Here is a 14,939-nt window from a genome sequence, read left to right as displayed (position 1 = left end):
CACCACCGGCACCCCCATCCACAGCGCCTCCAGCGTCGTCAGCCCGCCCGAATAGGGGAAGGGGTCGAGCGCGACGTCGATCTCGCCGTAGGTCGCCAGGAACTCGGCGTGGGGCGCCGCGCCGCCCAGCGTGATGCGCGCCGGATCAGCCCCTGCCGCGGTGAACAGGGCGAGCGTGCGCGCCCGCAGCTCCGGATCGTCCAGCCCCGGCGTGCGCAGCAGCAGCCGCGACCCCGGCACCGCACCCAGCAGCCGGGACCACAGGGCGGCGACCCCGCGGTTCAGCTTGGGCAGGGCGTTCAGCGAGCCGAAGGTCGGCCCGCCGCCCGCCGCCATCGGCAGCGGCGCCACCGGCGGCGCGTCGGCCGGGGGCGACCACGGCACATAGGCGTCGGGCATGCGGACGATGCCCTCGATGGCCCAGCCGTCGGCGCCCTCCGGGCTCTGCCGCGGGTCGGAGATCAGATAGTCCATCGCCGGCAACCCGGTGGTGCCGACATAGCCCGCCCAGGTGACCTGCACCGGCGCCGCCCGCCGGGCGAAGACGCCCAGCCGGTTGCCCAGCGTGTGGCCGGCCAGATCGACCAGGATGTGGATGCCGTCGGCGCGGATGCGCTCCAGCAGCGCCGCGTCGTCCAGCGCCGCGGTGTCGACCCAGCCGTCGGCGAGCCCGCGCAGCCGGGCCGTCACCGCGTCCGGATTGGCGGTGTTGGAATAGCAGATCGCCTCGATGGCGCCGCGGTCGTGGGCGGCCAGCACCGGCTCCAGAAAATAACCGACGGGATGGGCGCGGAAATCGGCGGAGACATAGCCGACGCGCAGCCGCGGCGCCGGGGCCGGAACCGCGGCGGCCGGCCGGTCGGGATAGCGGGCGCCCCAGTCGGCGTGGGCCTGCGCGATCTGCGGCATGGTCCGGGCCGGGTCGTACTGCATCAGGAACAGCCGCGCGCCGTGCAGCGACGCGGCACCGGGCGCCAGCCGCAGGGCGCGGTCGAGGGCGGACAGCGCCTCGCCGATGCGGGTCTGGGGGGCAAGCGCCCGGCTGGCCCGGTTGGCCCACAGCTCCGCCCGCGCCGGCTCCAGGCACAGCCCGGCGCGATAGGCGCGGTCGGCCTCGCCAAGCCGGTTCATCTCGGCCATCGCGTTGCCGATGTTGTAGGGCGGGATCCAGTTCTCCGGCTCCAGCGCGGCGGCGCGGCGGTGCAGCAGCGCCGATTCGACCCGCCGGGCCTGCGCCCGCAGCAGGTTTCCGGCATTGACCAGCGCCGCGAGCGTCGCGGGGGCCAGCGCCAGGGCGCGGCGGTAGGCGGCCTCCGCCAGATCGGCCCGGCCGGCCTGGGCCAGCCTCTCCGCCATCACCAGCAGCCCGTCCATCGCCAGGGCGAGCCCGCCGTCCAGGTTCAGCGCCCCGGCGTAGGCCTGCACCGCCCCCAGCGCGTCGCCCTGGCTTTCCAGCACCAGCCCGTAGTTGGCCCACCAGACGGGGACGCCGGGACAGGCGGTGATCGCCTGGGCAAGCAGCTCCTGCGCCTCGCCCCAGCGGCCGGCCTGGGCGGCGATCAGGCCTTGGCGGTAGGTGCTTTCGGCCTGATCCGGCGTCATCGGCTGCGGTCCTTCGGTCAGGCTTCGGAGCGGCCGAGCTGGTCCATCAGCTCGCGCCATTCGCGCTTGGACAGGCCGCTGGTTTCCTGCGTCACCGGCTCGCCGGACAGCAGGCGCTTCACCACGTCCAGCCCGGTGCGCGACAGGTGGGTGCCGCCCATGCGGTATTCGGTGAAGGACTCGTAGACCGCCGGAACCCAGCGCTTCACCACGTCCAGCATGGCGTCGGCGTAGACGCGGATCTCGTACTGGGCGTGGCTGTCGGCGCGCAGCGACAGGAAATGCAGAAGATTGTGGAGGTCGACCTTCCAGTACCACTGCGTGTAGTAGTTCAGCGACAGGTTCATCCGCGCCAGCTCGCGGGCCAGACCCTGGCGGGTCGGGTCGATGACGGTGCCGTCCTCGCGCTGGTTCAGCATCTCCTCATAATGGCTGTAGGCGCGTTCGGAGTCGTCGCGCAGAAGCTGCATGACCGACGCGGCCTCCTCCCCCTCCAGCACGTCGCCGCGGCCCTGGCGGTTGACCACGGCCTGGGCGCCGAGCTGTTCGGGCGCCGGCACGTAGAACTCGCGGTCGAGGATGGAGTAGCGCGCCGAATACTCGTTCACGTTCGCGGTGCGGTGGCGGATCCACTGGCGGGCGACGAAGATCGGCAGCTTGACGTGGAACTTGATCTCGCACATCTCGAACGGGGTCGAGTGGCGGTGGCGCATCAGATATTTGATGAGGCCGGAATCCTCGCTGACCTTCTTCGTGCCCTTGCCGTAGGACACGCGCGCCGCCTGCACGACGGCCGCATCGTCGCCCATATAGTCGATGACGCGGACGAAGCCGTGGTCCAGAACCTCCAGCGGCTGGTACAGGATCTCTTCCAGCGCCGGCACGGTGGCGCGGCGGGTGGTGGCGGTGACGGCGCGCAGGCGATCGATTTCGTCGCGCTGCTCGGGCGTGATCGGCATGGTGACTCCGGGGTTCTCGGTGGCGGCACCATACCGGGACGCCCTGCCCACTGCAACGGGGCCACCGCCACGCGACGCTTTCGGCGATGCGATCACACTTCCCCTTCCCTTGTCGGATCGGAGTGCCTATATTCGCAACGTCGGTTCGCCGACTATGGCGATAAACGCCCTGTGGAATAAGCGTTGTGGACCCGGGGGCGGTACCCGGCGCCTCCACCAACCATCTTCCGGAATCATTGGCCGGGGTCGTTGGGGGCGAAATAGGATCGACACGCGTGGTAAAGACATGGTTTTCGCCCGGCATGGTTCCGCCGTTATCGGGCCATTGCAATAGTTGCCAATGACAACGTTGCTCAGGCTCGCCTCGCTGCCTAACGGCGGCTGGTAGCCTAAACCTAATCCCTGATGGTTAGCGCCTGAGGGTGGGGCCGTGGGCCGCCTAGCAACAGAAGGCCCACACCTCTTCTTTCCAGCGTTTGCAGCACGACGCGAATTCCAGGGACCCGCCCAAGCATGCCGAAAGAGCAGCTTCGCTATGACCGGATGGTCGAGACCGCGTTGCGCGGCGTCGTCCGCGACGCCCTGACCGAGGTGGCCGAGCGCGGGTTGCCGGGCAATCACCACTTCTACCTGACCTTCCGGACCGGCTTTCCCGGCGTCGACATCCCCGACTATCTGGCCGGCCAGTACCCGAACGAGATGACCATCGTCCTGCAGTTCCAGTATTACGGGCTGGAGGTGGTGGAGGACCATTTCGAGGTCACGCTGAGCTTCAACAACGTGCACGAGCGCCTGGTGATCCCGTTCGCCGCGATCACCACCTTCGCCGACCCGTCGGTGAACTTCGCCCTGCAGTTCCAGCCGCTGGCCGCCGCCGAATCGGCGGAGGTGGCGGCGATGCCGCCGCGTGCCGCCACCGACCGCACCGACGAGCCGAAGGCGGACGACAGCGCGCCGGCCGAAGAGCCCAAGCGCGGCGAGGTCGTCGCCCTGGACGCCTTCCGCAAGAAGTAACCCTCCCCCCGGCAGCCGCAGCATCCATGCCGCCCCGCCCGCCCAGCGAATACGTCGTCACGCTCTGCGAGATGATGGCGCCGTTGGGCGATGTGCAGGCGCGCCGGATGTTCGGCGGCTATGGGCTGTCGATCGACGGGCTGACCTTCGCGCTGGTGGCCGACGAGACGCTGTATCTCAAGGCAGACGAGGTGAATCGCGAGTCGTTCGCCGCGCTGGGGCTGGAGCCCTTCCGCCCGATGCCCGACAAGCCGACCACCCTGTCCTATTACCCGCCCCCCGACTCGGCGCTGGACGATGCGGACGAGTTGCGGACCTGGGCCCGCTCCGGCTTCGAGGCGGCCTTGCGCGCCGCCGCGCAAAAGGCCGCCAAGGCGACACGGCGGCGAACACGCCCGGCACCGTCCAGCGCATCGCGCTGACCTGCCCTGTGATTTCTATCGAAGGGTGCATGCACCGTTGCCCAATCACGCGGCAGAGCCACATCCCCTATCCTGAAGGTCTCGCGCGTTTTCTTGGGGACCGCATGGAGGGATGTCATGCCCAAGAGCATCGGGCTCTTCAGCGACCTTGACCTGGACGTCAAGCTTGGCACATCCGGAGACGACAGCATCCTGTCCGACGAGGACAGGAACAGCCTGATCTTCGGATTTTCCGGCAACGACACGATCTTCGCCGGAGGATCGGCCTCCTCCACCCACCAATACAACGTCGTTCTTGCCGGCCCTGGGGACGATCAGGTTTTCAGTTGGGGCGCCAACGACCTGATCCTTGGAGGTCCGGGAAACGACTTCCTTGAAAGCTCCGGCGGGGCCGACACCTTCATCGGGGGCGCCGGCAACGACTGGCTGGCCGATTACGACGAGGGGCCCAACGACCTGGGGCCGCAGGAGGATCCCGGCGACACCTTCATCTTCAACAGGATGGTCGGCGGGTTCGGCGACGACGGCGTCCATTCCTTCGACTTCGGCGTCGACAGGGTGGTCTTTGCTGGTTACAGCGAATGCGATCTGGCAAAGCCGGCCGACATATCGGTGTCGGAGACGGACGTTCCGGGCCGCTACTTCGCGTTGGGAGACTTCACGTTCAAGGACGGTTCGCACGTCCGGATCGGCGGCTACGCGTTCGACAAGGATGTCGCGATCGGCCGGGATTTCATTTTTACGGGCTCGACCTGAGCAACGCGCCCCCTCCCGCCGTGGCGGAGGGGGCGCAGCCCGTCAGATGTCCTCCGCCATGTGGATGGTGGCGTTGCTGGCCTGGGCGCCGGTGCTGCGCTGGCGCATCTGGCGGGCGAAGCGCAGCGGGTTCGGCAGGTGCGACAGCAGCAACCCGACCTTGCCCACCGTCGAGGTCGCCTTGCCGACCGCCATCACGTCGGCCAGGCGGCGGTCGATGAAGGCGTGGGTCTCGGCATGGTCCTCCGACTGGTCGTCGAGCCAGTAGAAGGTCGAGGAGCTGACCACCGCCGCCAGCAGCGCCCGCTTGGTGTAGTGGTTGTGGTCGGTGGAGGTGTCGCCGGCGGCGAACCACATCGCGTCGACCGTGCGGTAGAGCAGCCGCAGGCCGAGCGCCACGTTCTGCGGCAGCGCCAGATAGGAGAGCTGGCGACGCTTGGCCTCGCGGTAGGGGGTCAGCACGTCGAAATAGGTGCGGACGGCCAGCGCAATCTTCTCGCGCACCTTCATCGCCTCCAGCGGCTGCGCGTCCAGCCGGTCGAGCATCTGGCGGTCGGTCCAGTCGGCGAAATGCTCCACCGCGTCGGTGACGCCGCCGGGGAAGGCGCGCAGCAGGGCCGCCTGGTCGTGCCCGGCCGCGTGGGCGCCGTCGCGCAGCGCCTGGAGGCTCCAGCCGTCAAAGACGACGTTGGGCAGGGCCGCCACCAGGATGTCGTCGCGAAGCTGCTCGATGGTCATCGTTGCTCTCCCCGCGCGGAAGGCGCGTCGTTGCCCGCGGCACGGGCCGCGTTGATGTGATGCATCTCCTCGGTGCAGGCGAGGAGCGTCAGATCGTCCATGCGATCAAGATAGAGCACGCCGTCCAGGTGGTCGACCTCGTGCTGCACGACGCGGGCGTGGAAGCCGGACGCCTCCCGCTCGATCCGGGCGCCGTCCAGCCCATAGCCCTTGTAGCGGATGCGGGTGCAGCGCGGCACCAGGCCGCGCAGGCCGGGGATCGACAGGCAGCCTTCCCAGCCCAGCGCCCGCTCGTCGGTCAGCGGCTCGATCACCGGGTTGACCAGGACGGTGGTCGCCACCTCCTCCCCCTCGCCGCGGTCGGCGGGGACGCGGAAGACGATGACCCGGCGCGACTCCGACACCTGCGGCGCGGCGAGCCCGACTCCGGGCGCGTCCAGCATGGTGGCGATCATGTCGGCGGCCAGCCGGGCGACGGCCGGATCGGTCGGGTCGGCCACCGGATCCGCGACGACGCGGAGGATGGGATTGCCCATACGGGCGATTGGAATCACGGGCATGCCTCATTATCTGGCGTGTCGAGGCCGGCGGGGCAACCGTTTCATGCCCCGCTCGCGCTCGCCATCACAAGACTCCCCTTCACAAAGCCGGGGGAGCGTGCTACACACTGCGCCCACACAAGGGGTGCGCCCGCCGCGCATGCCTGTCTGTTGCCTTGGTGCAACACGACCCACTTGGAAGGGTGACGGTAAACGTGCAAGTTCTGGTCCGAGACAACAACGTCGATCAGGCCCTCCGCGCGCTGAAGAAAAAGATGCAGCGCGAGGGCATTTTCCGTGAAATGAAGTTGCGTCGCAACTACGAGAAGCCCTCGGAGAAGCGCGCGCGTGAGAAGGCCGAGGCGGTTCGCCGCACCCGCAAGCTTCTCCGCAAGCGGATGGAACGCGAGGGCTATTGATCGACGGCGCTTCGGCGCCTGAGACGGGCGCGTGTCATGCGCGCCCAAGACCCCTTGTGTCTTGCACCCGACCGTCCCGCGAGCATCGCGTGGGCGGTTTTGGTGTATGAGCGGCTTTTTCGCTGCCGGCACAGTCCGTAGGCCACGCGTATTGATCGCGCAACGATCGGCGGACGGCGATCGGCGGACGGGGTCGTCGGCGAAAGCCCGCCAGGACAGAACGCCCAGGAAAGACGGCCCAGAGGGAAAACGGTCATGAGCGCATCGAACCTCACCGCCCGCCACTCGGTCCCCGCGCTGCGCGCCCGCAAGGGCGGCGAGCCGATCGTGTGCCTGACCGCCTACACCGCCCCGGTCGCCCGGCTGCTCGACCCGCATGTCGACCTGCTGCTGGTCGGCGACTCGCTGGGCATGGTGGTCTATGGGCTGGACAGCACGCTGGCGGTGACGCTGGACATGATGATCGCCCATGGCGCCGCGGTGGTCCGCGCGTCGGAACGGGCCTGCGTCGTGGTCGACCTGCCCTTCGGCAGCTACCAGGAAAGCAAGGAGGCCGCCTTCCGCGCCTCGGCCCGGGTGATGGCGGAAACCGGCGCCCAGGCGGTCAAGCTGGAAGGCGGGCTGGAGATGGCGGAGACGGTGGCCTTCCTGACCGCCCGCGGCATCCCGGTGATGGGCCATGTCGGGCTGACGCCGCAGTCGGTGAACACGCTGGGCGGCTACAAGGCCGTCGGCCGCGACGCCGAGGCCGCCGAACGCATCGCCGCCGACGCCCGCGCGATCGCCGACGCCGGCGCCTTCACCCTGGTGATCGAAGGCACCATGGAACCGCTGGCCCGCCGCATCACCGAAGAGGTGGCGATCCCGACCATCGGCATCGGCGGCTCGCCCGCCTGCGACGGGCAGGTGCTGGTCACCGACGACATGCTGGGCCTGTTCGGCGCCTTCCGCCCGAAATTCGTCAAGCGCTACGCCGACCTGGGCGAAACCGTCGGCCAAGCCGCCGCGACCTACGCCGCCGAAGTGCGGACGCGCGCCTTCCCCGGGCCGGAGCATTGCTTCGGGGTGAAGAAGGCGACGGCGGTCTGAGCGACGCCCCCTCGCCCACATCGTTCTTCCTCCGTTCCGGGCGATCCGTTACAGTCCGACGGCCATGGATGCCCCCTCCCCCACCCTGATCCCACCCAACGTGGCCGCGTGGTTCCGGTCGCGCGGCTGGGCGCCGCACCCGCACCAGATCGCCATGGTCGAGGCGGCGGAGCGGGGGGAGAGCGCGCTGCTGGTCGCGCCGACCGGCGGCGGCAAGACGCTGGCCGGCTTCCTGCCCTCGCTGATCGAGCTGGCGGAACGGCCGCGCGACGGGCTGCACACCCTCTACATCTCGCCGCTGAAGGCGCTGGCGGTCGACATCCAGCGCAACCTGGAAACGCCGATCGCCGAGATGCGGCTGCCGATCCGGGCGGAGACCCGCACCGGCGACACGCCGGAGGCCAAGCGCCGGCGCCAGCGCGCCCACCCGCCGCACATGCTGATGACCACGCCGGAAAGCTTGGCGCTGCTGCTGTCCTATTCCGACGCCGACCGGCTGTTCCGCGGCCTTCGCTGCGTCATCATCGACGAGTTGCACGCGCTGGCCGGCACCAAGCGCGGCGACCTGCTGGCGCTGGGGCTGGCGCGGCTGTCGCGGCTGGCCCCCGCCGCCCGGCGGGTCGGGCTGTCGGCCACGGTGGCGGAGCCGGACCGGCTGCTGGCGTGGCTGTCGCGCCGCGGCCGGCATGATGGGACGGCGGACGACGACGTGCGCCTCGTCCTCGGCCGCTCCGGCGCGCAGGCGGAGGTGGAGATCCTGACCTCCCAGGAACGGGTGCCGTGGGCCGGCCACATGGCGATGCACGCCATGAAGGAGATCTACGCCCGCATCCTCCAGCAGCGCACCACCCTGCTGTTCGTCAACACCCGCGCCCAGGCCGAGCTGGTGTTCCAGGCGCTGTGGCGGGTCAACGACGACAATCTGCCGATCGCGCTGCACCACGGCTCGCTGGCGGTGGAGCAGCGCCGCAAGGTCGAGGGTGCCATGGCGCGCGGCGAGCTGCGGGCGGTGGTCGCCACCTCGTCGCTCGACCTCGGCATCGACTGGGCGGCGGTCGACCTCGTCGTGCAGATCGGCGCGCCGAAGGGGTCGAGCCGACTGGTCCAGCGCATCGGCCGCGCCAACCACCGGCTGGACGAGCCGAGCCGCGCCCTGCTGGTCCCCGCCAACCGGTTCGAGGTGCTGGAATGCCGCGCCGCGCTGGAGGCGGTGCACGACCACACGCTGGACGGCGAGGCGCCGCGGCCGGGCGGGCTCGACGTGCTGGCCCAGCACATCCTGGGCATGGCCTGCGCCGCCCCGTTCCGCCCCGACGACCTCTATGAGGAGGTGATCGCCGCCGCCCCTTACGCGGCGATGACCCGCGACGAGTTCGACGACGTGCTGGATTTCGTCACCACCGGCGGCTACGCGCTCGGCGCCTACGAGCGGTTCCAGCGGCTGACCCTGCGCGAGGACGGGCGGATGACGGTGGCGGCGCCGGCGGTGGCGCGGCAGTACCGCATGAACGTCGGCACCATCACGCAGGAGGCGCTGCTGCGCGTCCGCCTGAACCGCGGCCCGGTGCTGGGCGAGGTGGAGGAGTATTTCATCCAGGGACTGACCCCCGGCGACACCTTCCTGTTCGCCGGCCAGCTTCTGAAGTTCCTCGGCGTGCGCGAGATGGAGGCGCAGGTCGCCAAGGGCGGCAGCGGCGACCCGAAGGTTCCCGCCTACGCCGGCGGCCGGCTGCCGCTGACCACCCATCTGGCCGACCGCGTGCGCGGCATGCTGGCCGATCCGCGCCAGTGGGACGGCCTGCCGGAGGATGTGCAGGAATGGCTGCGGCTGCAGCGCTACCGCTCGGTCCTGCCGGCGCGCGACGGGCTGCTGGTGGAGACCTTTCCCAAGGCCGGCAAGCGCTTCCTCGTCGCCTACGCCTTCGAGGGGCGCAATGCCCACCAGACGCTGGGCATGCTGCTGACCCGGCGGATGGAGCGCCTCTCGCTGGGGCCGCTGGGCTTCGTCGCCACCGACTATGTGCTGGCGGTGTGGTCGCTGCGCTCTCCCACGGACATGGACGCGCTGTTCGACCAGGACATGCTGGGCGACGACCTGGAAGCCTGGATGGACGAATCGTCGATGCTGCGCCGGACCTTCCGCAACGTGGCGCTGATCGCCGGGGTGATCGACCGCCGCCATCCCGGGCAGGAGAAGACCGGCCGGCAGGTCACCTTCTCGTCCGACCTGATCTACGACGTGCTGCGCAAGCACGACCCCGGCCATGTGCTGCTGCGGGCGACCCGGGCCGACGCGGCCGGCGGGCTGACCGACATCCGCCGGCTGTCCGATTTCCTGGCGCGGGTGCGCGGGCGCATCGCCCACAAGGACCTCGACCGCATCTCGCCGCTGGCGGTGCCGGTGATCCTGGAGATCGGCCGCGAGCGGGTGGAGGGCAGCGCCACCGACGAGCTGCTCGCCGCCGCCGAGGCCGAACTGATCGCCGAGGCGATGCCGGAGCTGGCCCCGCCGGACGCGGCGTCACCGGGCAAGGCGTCTTCGAAGCGCAAGCCGGAACAGGGGCGGCTCAGCCTGTGACGCCGCCCCCGCGCTGCACCGGTTTACTTGCGCAAGTCCGGCTCGACGCCCGGCTCGCCGCTGAACTCGACGCGGATGTTCTCGTCGCGGACGATGAACTGGCAGGCCAGACGGTGGGGCGGCGGACGGTGGGCGTTCTCCGCCGCCTCCACCAACTCCTTGGTCAGCTTGCCGTTGATCGACAGCGTGACCTTCTCCTTCTCCGTCAGGTCGATCGCCATCGGCGTCTTGGCGTCGAGATGGGTGACCTTCACCACGCAGGAGCCGCACTCGCCGTCCTGGCACTGGAACGGGATCGGGATGTTGTTCGCCTTCGCCAGCGCCAGCAAGGTGCCGGTGTCGCCGGCAACGGCGTAGACCGTCTTGTCCTTGTCCATGTTGAGGCCGGCAAACGTCACTGTGGCCATGGGTGGTCCTCCGGGTGTGGTTATGGGCCCGCCGCGCCTCCGCGACGGCCGGCCAGCCCTCGTGCAATCGCCATGCCCACACAATTCATAAGGTTATGGGCCGTTTCCGATGATCGGAGGTAAACGAACCTTGTCGGCTTCCCCCCAATCCGCCCCGCCTTCCTGTCGTACCGACGACAGCCGCGCCGCCGTCGCCTTGTGCGGGGCGGCGCTGCTCGCCGATGCGTCCGGCGCGCTGCTGTGGCCGGCGGAAGGGGTTCTGGCGGTCGCCGACCTGCATCTGGAAAAGGGGTCGGCCTTTGCCGCGCGCGGGCGGATGCTGCCGCCCTACGACACGCAGGCGACGCTGGAGCGGCTGGGCGCGCTGATCGCCCGCGACCGGCCGGCGCGGGTGCTGTGCCTGGGCGACAGCTTCCACGACCGCCGCGCCGCCGAGCGGATGGACCCTGCCGATGTCGAGCGGCTGCGCGGGCTGACCGCCGCCGCGGACTGGGTGTGGATCACCGGCAACCACGACCCCGACCCGCCGCAGGGGCTGGGCGGCCGGGTGGTGGCGGAGCTGACGCTCGGCCCCCTCACCTTCCGACACGAGGCGCAGCCGGGCGCGGTGGGCGAGCTGTCGGGCCATCTGCACCCCGCCGCGGCGCTGGCGCTGGGTGGCCGGCGGGTGCGCGAGCGCTGCTTCGCCCAGGACGGCGCCAAGCTGATCCTGCCGGCCTTCGGCAGCTTCACCGGCGGGCTGAACGTGCTCGACCCGGCCTTCGACGGCCTGCTGGCGCCGGGGTTCGAGGTGCTGCTGACCGTGCGCGGCCGGGTCTACCGCTTCCCCAGCGGCCGATTGTCGCCGGACCGCGCGCGCTGACCCGCTGGCCGAAGCGTGAGCGCGGCCTATATCAAAGGCGTCTGATGGACCTCGATCGAGCCGCCGCATGCCCAGCCAGCCCACCGCCGATGCCAACCCCGCCGCCCCCGTCATCGTCTGGTTCCGCAACGACCTGCGGCTCGCCGACAACCCGGCGCTGACCGCCGCGGCGCATGGCGGTGCGCCGGTCATCCCGCTCTACATCCTGGAGGAGGCGGCGGGCGATCCCTGGCCGCTCGGCGGCGCCTCGCGCTGGTGGCTGCACGGCAGCCTGGAGCGGCTGGGCACCGCCTGCGTCCGCCATGGCGCACCCCTGCTGCTGCGCCGGGGCGAACCGGGGGCGGTGCTCGACGCGCTGATCGCCGAGACGGGGGCCGGCTGCGTGCTGTGGAACCGGCGCTACGCCCCCGCCCAGGTCGCCCGCGACGCGGCGATCAAGGAGCGGCTGAGGGCGCGCGGCATCGACGCCCGCAGCTTCAACGCCGGCCTGCTCGCCGAGCCCTGGACCATCCGCAACAAGAGCGGCGGGCCGTTCAAGGTCTTCACCCCGTTCTGGCGCCATCTGGCCGCGACGCTGACCCCGCCGATGCCGACCCGCGCCCCGGCCGAGCTGACAGCCCCGGCGCAGCGGCCGGCCGGCGACGCGCTCGACGACTGGGGCCTGCTGCCGGGCAAACCCGATTGGGCCGCCGGGCTGCGCAAGCGCTGGGTGCCGGGGGAGGCGGCGGCGCTGTCGCACCTCGCCGACTTCCTCGACGGGCCGGTCGCCGCCTATCCGGTGGAGCGCGACCGGCCGGACCGCGCCGGCACCTCCGCCCTGTCGCCCCATCTGGCCTTCGGCGAGATCGGACCGCGGCAGGTCTGGCACGCCGCCCGCCACGCCGCCGACGCCCGGCCGGAGCTGGCGGCGGGCATCGACGCCTTCCTGCGCGAGATCGGCTGGCGCGAGTTCAACCATCATCTGCTGCACCACGCCCCGCGCATGGCCGAGGAGCCGCTGGACGAGCGCTTCGCCGCCTTCCCCTGGCGCGCCGATCCGGAGGGGCTGGCGGCATGGCAGCGTGGCCGCACCGGCTACCCCATCGTCGATGCCGGCATGCGGCAGCTCTGGGAGACCGGCTGGATGCACAACCGCGTGCGGATGGTCGTCGGCTCCTTCCTGGTCAAGGACCTGCTGCTGCCCTGGCAGGTGGGGGAGCGCTGGTTCTGGGACACGCTGGTCGACGCCGACCTGGCCCAGAACGCCGGCAACTGGCAGTGGGTCGCCGGCTGCGGCGCCGACGCCTCCCCCTTCTTCCGCGTCTTCAACCCGGTGCTGCAGGGCGAGAAGTTCGACCCCCAGGGCGACTATGTCCGCCGCTATGTCCCCGAGCTGGGCCGCCTGCCGCCGCGCTGGATCCACCAGCCCTGGGCCGCCCCGGCCGAGGTGCTGGCGCGGGCCGGGGTGCGGCTGGGCACCGACTACCCCCGGCCGATCGTCGACCACGGCGCCGCCCGCGACCGGGCGCTGGAGCAATACCGGGTGCTGAAGGGCCAAGGCGACGGGGCGGCGGCCTGAGACCGGGTTTCATCGAAGCGTCACGGCGCCGGCGGCAAAAGAGTCACGGCGGCCGGCTAGGCTGACCGGCAACGAAGAAGGACGGCGGCCAAGAAGGACGGTGGACAGTCCCCACCACCGACGCGTCCCTCCCCCGCAACAAGAAGAATCGCCACTCGGCAGGGCGGCCCCGGCAGCGGGGTCGCCCTTTCCCATATCCGATGCCGGGGCGGGACGCCGCGTTGCATCGGCGGGCACGATGTTATAAAGTAACGTCATGTCCGCCCTCCACGACCACACACACTGCATCGCCGACGCCCTCACCCGCGCCGAGGCGCTGTGCGCCGAACGCGGCGCCCGGCTGACCGCGTTGCGCCGCCGCGTTCTGGAGCTGGTGTGGTCCAGCCACCGGCCGCGCGGCGCCTACGCGATCCTGGAAGACCTGAGCCAGCAGGACGGCAAGGCGGCGGCGCCGCTGACCGTCTACCGCGCGCTGGAGTTCCTGGTCGAACAGGGGCTGGTCCACCGCATCGAGTCGCTAAACGCCTATGTCGGCTGCGCCGACCCCGGCGCCGTCCATTCCGGGCAGTTCCTGGTGTGCGAGGGCTGCGGCGACGCCGCCGAGATCGACGACCCGCGGGTCGGCACCGCCATCGACGCCGCGGCGGCCGAGCGCGGCTTCCGCGTCCAGCGCCCCACCGTCGAGGTGCGCGGCCTGTGCAAATCCTGTCAGGAGAATCCCCGTTGAGCGCTCCCGCCGCCTCTCCCCGCCTTCCCGTCTCGGTGCTGACCGGCTTCCTCGGCAGCGGCAAGACCACGCTGCTGCAGGCGCTGCTGCACAACCCCGCCATGGCCCGCACCGCCGTCGTCATCAACGAGTTCGGCGAGGTCGGGCTCGACCATCTGCTGGTCGCCAAGGCGTCGGAGAACATGGTGCTGATGGACAGCGGCTGCCTGTGCTGCACCATCCGCGGCGATCTGGTCGACACGCTGCGCGACCTGTTCCTGAAGCGGGTGAAGGGCGAGATCCCCGACTTCGACCGCGTGGTGGTGGAAACGACCGGCCTCGCCGACCCGGCGCCGATCATCCACACGCTGATGTCCGACCCGCTGCTGGCCGCCCGCTTCCGCCTGGACGGGGTGATCGCCACGGTCGACGCCGCGCACGGCTCGCTCCAGCTCGACCGCCAGCCGGAAAGCGTCAAGCAGGCCGCGGTCGCCGACCGCATCGTCCTGACCAAGACCGACGTGGCCACCCCGGCCGCCACGGTGGCGCTGATGCAGCGGCTGGCCGCCATCAACCCGGCCGCGCCGGTGATCCCGGCCGCCCATGGCCAGATCGACCCGGCGAAGCTGTTCGACGCCGGCCTGTACAATCCGGAAACCAAGAGCCCCGACGTCGCCCGCTGGCTGCGGGAAGAGGCCTACCGCGACCAGCAGGCCAAGGCGGAGCATGGGCACGGGGATCATGACCACGGGCACGGCCATGACCATGATGAGCACGGCCATGACCATCATGACCATGGGCACGACGACCACGAGCATGGCGAGCATTGCGGCGCCGATTGCGGCCATGAGCATCATCACCACGACGCCAACCGCCACGACGACCACATCCGCGCCTTCTGCATGGTGATCGACCGGCCGGTTCCCTGGAACGGCTTCGTCGATTTCATGGAGGCGCTGATCGCCCAGGCCAGCGACAACCTGCTGCGGGTGAAGGGGCTGCTGAACGTCCAGGAGAGCGAGCTGCCGGTGGTGGTCCACGGCGTCCAGCACATGTTCCACCCCCCCGTCCGCCTGGAAGACTGGCCGAGCGACGACCACCGCACCAAGCTGGTCTTCATCACCCGCGACGTCGGCCAAGCGGTGATCGAACCGCTGTTCAACGGGCTGGTCTGGGGCGAGGGCAAGCCGGCCGCGTGAGGGTGGCTGCCACGGCGTGCCCAGCTCAGGGTGAAGCAGGGCACTGAGAACAATGGGCTTCTTCGGCCGTCATTCCCGCGAAGGCGGGAAT

15 protein-coding genes and 1 other RNA gene are annotated in these 14,939 nt (G+C 70.6%); 11 read left to right on the top strand and 5 right to left on the bottom strand.

Going from position 1 to position 14,939, the window contains the following annotated elements; all coding sequences use genetic code 11:
* Both TSO352_RS15015 and thyX read right to left on the bottom strand, forming a co-directional pair.
* Positions 1-1,602: glycosyltransferase family 41 protein (locus tag TSO352_RS15015; RefSeq protein ID WP_109108340.1), on the bottom strand; the 1,602-nt coding region annotated here is incomplete at its 3' end.
* 17 nt (positions 1,603-1,619) lie between these two features.
* Positions 1,620-2,561 (bottom strand): FAD-dependent thymidylate synthase, encoded by a 942-nt coding sequence (gene thyX / locus TSO352_RS15010; RefSeq protein WP_109108097.1) that lies wholly within the window; start codon positions 2,559-2,561, stop codon positions 1,620-1,622.
* Positions 2,562-2,661: 100 nt separating this feature from the next.
* Between thyX and ssrA the strand changes: the two genes are divergently transcribed.
* From ssrA to TSO352_RS14990, 4 genes are all read left to right on the top strand, one after another.
* Positions 2,662-3,022: a transfer-messenger RNA gene (gene ssrA, locus TSO352_RS15005) on the top strand.
* 52 nt (positions 3,023-3,074) lie between these two features.
* Positions 3,075-3,575 (top strand): ClpXP protease specificity-enhancing factor SspB, encoded by a 501-nt coding sequence (locus tag TSO352_RS15000; RefSeq protein WP_109108096.1) that lies wholly within the window; start codon positions 3,075-3,077, stop codon positions 3,573-3,575.
* 26 nt (positions 3,576-3,601) lie between these two features.
* Positions 3,602-3,997, top strand: coding sequence for a TfoX/Sxy family protein (locus TSO352_RS14995; RefSeq protein WP_109108095.1), 396 nt, complete (start codon positions 3,602-3,604; stop codon positions 3,995-3,997).
* A 117-nt stretch (positions 3,998-4,114) separates the two neighbouring features.
* Positions 4,115-4,753 (top strand): hypothetical protein, encoded by a 639-nt coding sequence (locus TSO352_RS14990; protein WP_109108094.1) that lies wholly within the window; start codon positions 4,115-4,117, stop codon positions 4,751-4,753.
* A 42-nt stretch (positions 4,754-4,795) separates the two neighbouring features.
* On the opposite strand, the gene TSO352_RS14985 is transcribed toward TSO352_RS14990, so the two are convergent.
* Both TSO352_RS14985 and def read right to left on the bottom strand, forming a co-directional pair.
* Positions 4,796-5,491 carry a COQ9 family protein gene (locus tag TSO352_RS14985; protein WP_109108093.1) on the bottom strand — a complete coding sequence of 232 codons (696 nt, stop codon included), beginning with the start codon at positions 5,489-5,491 and terminating at the stop codon, positions 4,796-4,798.
* Positions 5,488-6,051: a peptide deformylase gene (def, locus tag TSO352_RS14980; RefSeq protein ID WP_109108092.1), complete on the bottom strand. Its 564-nt coding sequence runs from the start codon at positions 6,049-6,051 to the stop codon at positions 5,488-5,490. The genes TSO352_RS14985 and def overlap by 4 nt, the downstream gene beginning before the upstream one ends.
* A 194-nt stretch (positions 6,052-6,245) precedes the next feature.
* On the opposite strand from def, the gene rpsU reads away from it, so the two are divergent.
* The 3 genes from rpsU to TSO352_RS14965 all read left to right on the top strand — a co-directional run bounded on the left by rpsU (position 6,246) and on the right by TSO352_RS14965 (position 10,116).
* The gene (gene rpsU / locus TSO352_RS14975; protein WP_012974546.1) at positions 6,246-6,449 is read left to right on the top strand and encodes a 30S ribosomal protein S21; all 204 of its coding nucleotides are present in this window, start codon (positions 6,246-6,248) and stop codon (positions 6,447-6,449) included.
* A 255-nt stretch (positions 6,450-6,704) separates the two neighbouring features.
* Entirely contained in the window at positions 6,705-7,538 is an 834-nt protein-coding gene (panB, locus tag TSO352_RS14970) for a 3-methyl-2-oxobutanoate hydroxymethyltransferase (RefSeq protein ID WP_109108091.1), read from the top strand.
* 64 nt (positions 7,539-7,602) lie between these two features.
* Positions 7,603-10,116, top strand: coding sequence for a ligase-associated DNA damage response DEXH box helicase (locus TSO352_RS14965; protein WP_109108090.1), 2,514 nt, complete (start codon positions 7,603-7,605; stop codon positions 10,114-10,116).
* Positions 10,117-10,139: 23 nt separating this feature from the next.
* Here TSO352_RS14965 and TSO352_RS14960 read toward each other — a convergent pair whose 3' ends face one another.
* A complete protein-coding gene (locus TSO352_RS14960; RefSeq protein WP_109108089.1) occupies positions 10,140-10,523 on the bottom strand; it encodes a 2Fe-2S iron-sulfur cluster-binding protein in 384 nt (127 codons plus the stop codon).
* A gap of 130 nt (positions 10,524-10,653) precedes the next feature.
* Here TSO352_RS14960 and pdeM point away from each other — a divergent pair, with 130 nt between their 5' ends.
* The 4 genes from pdeM to TSO352_RS14940 all read left to right on the top strand — a co-directional run bounded on the left by pdeM (position 10,654) and on the right by TSO352_RS14940 (position 14,848).
* Positions 10,654-11,385, top strand: a complete 732-nt coding sequence (gene pdeM, locus TSO352_RS14955) for a ligase-associated DNA damage response endonuclease PdeM (protein WP_247872111.1) — start codon at positions 10,654-10,656, stop codon at positions 11,383-11,385.
* Between the two features lie 67 nt (positions 11,386-11,452).
* Positions 11,453-12,943 (top strand): deoxyribodipyrimidine photo-lyase, encoded by a 1,491-nt coding sequence (locus tag TSO352_RS14950; protein WP_109108087.1) that lies wholly within the window; start codon positions 11,453-11,455, stop codon positions 12,941-12,943.
* Between the two features lie 256 nt (positions 12,944-13,199).
* Positions 13,200-13,670, top strand: coding sequence for a Fur family transcriptional regulator (locus TSO352_RS14945; protein ID WP_109108086.1), 471 nt, complete (start codon positions 13,200-13,202; stop codon positions 13,668-13,670).
* On the top strand, positions 13,640-14,848 hold the full coding sequence (locus TSO352_RS14940; RefSeq protein ID WP_109108085.1) for a GTP-binding protein: 1,209 nt from the start codon (positions 13,640-13,642) through the stop codon (positions 14,846-14,848). Before TSO352_RS14945 ends, TSO352_RS14940 begins: the two co-directional genes overlap by 31 nt.
* The last annotated feature ends 91 nt before the right edge of the window (positions 14,849-14,939 follow it).

The organism is Azospirillum sp. TSO35-2, from assembly GCF_003116095.1.
In the GTDB taxonomy this organism is placed as follows: domain Bacteria; phylum Pseudomonadota; class Alphaproteobacteria; order Azospirillales; family Azospirillaceae; genus Azospirillum.
This window is presented reverse-complemented; position numbering and strand designations above follow the sequence as displayed.

Coding starts and splice junctions, on each gene's coding strand:
- thyX (WP_109108097.1), bottom strand. CDS start 2,561: ATGCCGATCACGCCCGAGCAGCGCGACGAAATCGATCGCCTGCGCGCC.
- TSO352_RS14945 (WP_109108086.1), top strand. CDS start 13,200: ATGTCCGCCCTCCACGACCACACACACTGCATCGCCGACGCCCTCACC.
- TSO352_RS14990 (WP_109108094.1), top strand. CDS start 4,115: ATGCCCAAGAGCATCGGGCTCTTCAGCGACCTTGACCTGGACGTCAAG.
- def (WP_109108092.1), bottom strand. CDS start 6,051: ATGCCCGTGATTCCAATCGCCCGTATGGGCAATCCCATCCTCCGCGTC.
- TSO352_RS14985 (WP_109108093.1), bottom strand. CDS start 5,491: ATGACCATCGAGCAGCTTCGCGACGACATCCTGGTGGCGGCCCTGCCC.
- TSO352_RS14965 (WP_109108090.1), top strand. CDS start 7,603: ATGGATGCCCCCTCCCCCACCCTGATCCCACCCAACGTGGCCGCGTGG.
- panB (WP_109108091.1), top strand. CDS start 6,705: ATGAGCGCATCGAACCTCACCGCCCGCCACTCGGTCCCCGCGCTGCGC.
- TSO352_RS14960 (WP_109108089.1), bottom strand. CDS start 10,523: ATGGCCACAGTGACGTTTGCCGGCCTCAACATGGACAAGGACAAGACG.
- TSO352_RS14950 (WP_109108087.1), top strand. CDS start 11,453: ATGCCCAGCCAGCCCACCGCCGATGCCAACCCCGCCGCCCCCGTCATC.
- TSO352_RS15000 (WP_109108096.1), top strand. CDS start 3,075: ATGCCGAAAGAGCAGCTTCGCTATGACCGGATGGTCGAGACCGCGTTG.
- TSO352_RS14995 (WP_109108095.1), top strand. CDS start 3,602: ATGCCGCCCCGCCCGCCCAGCGAATACGTCGTCACGCTCTGCGAGATG.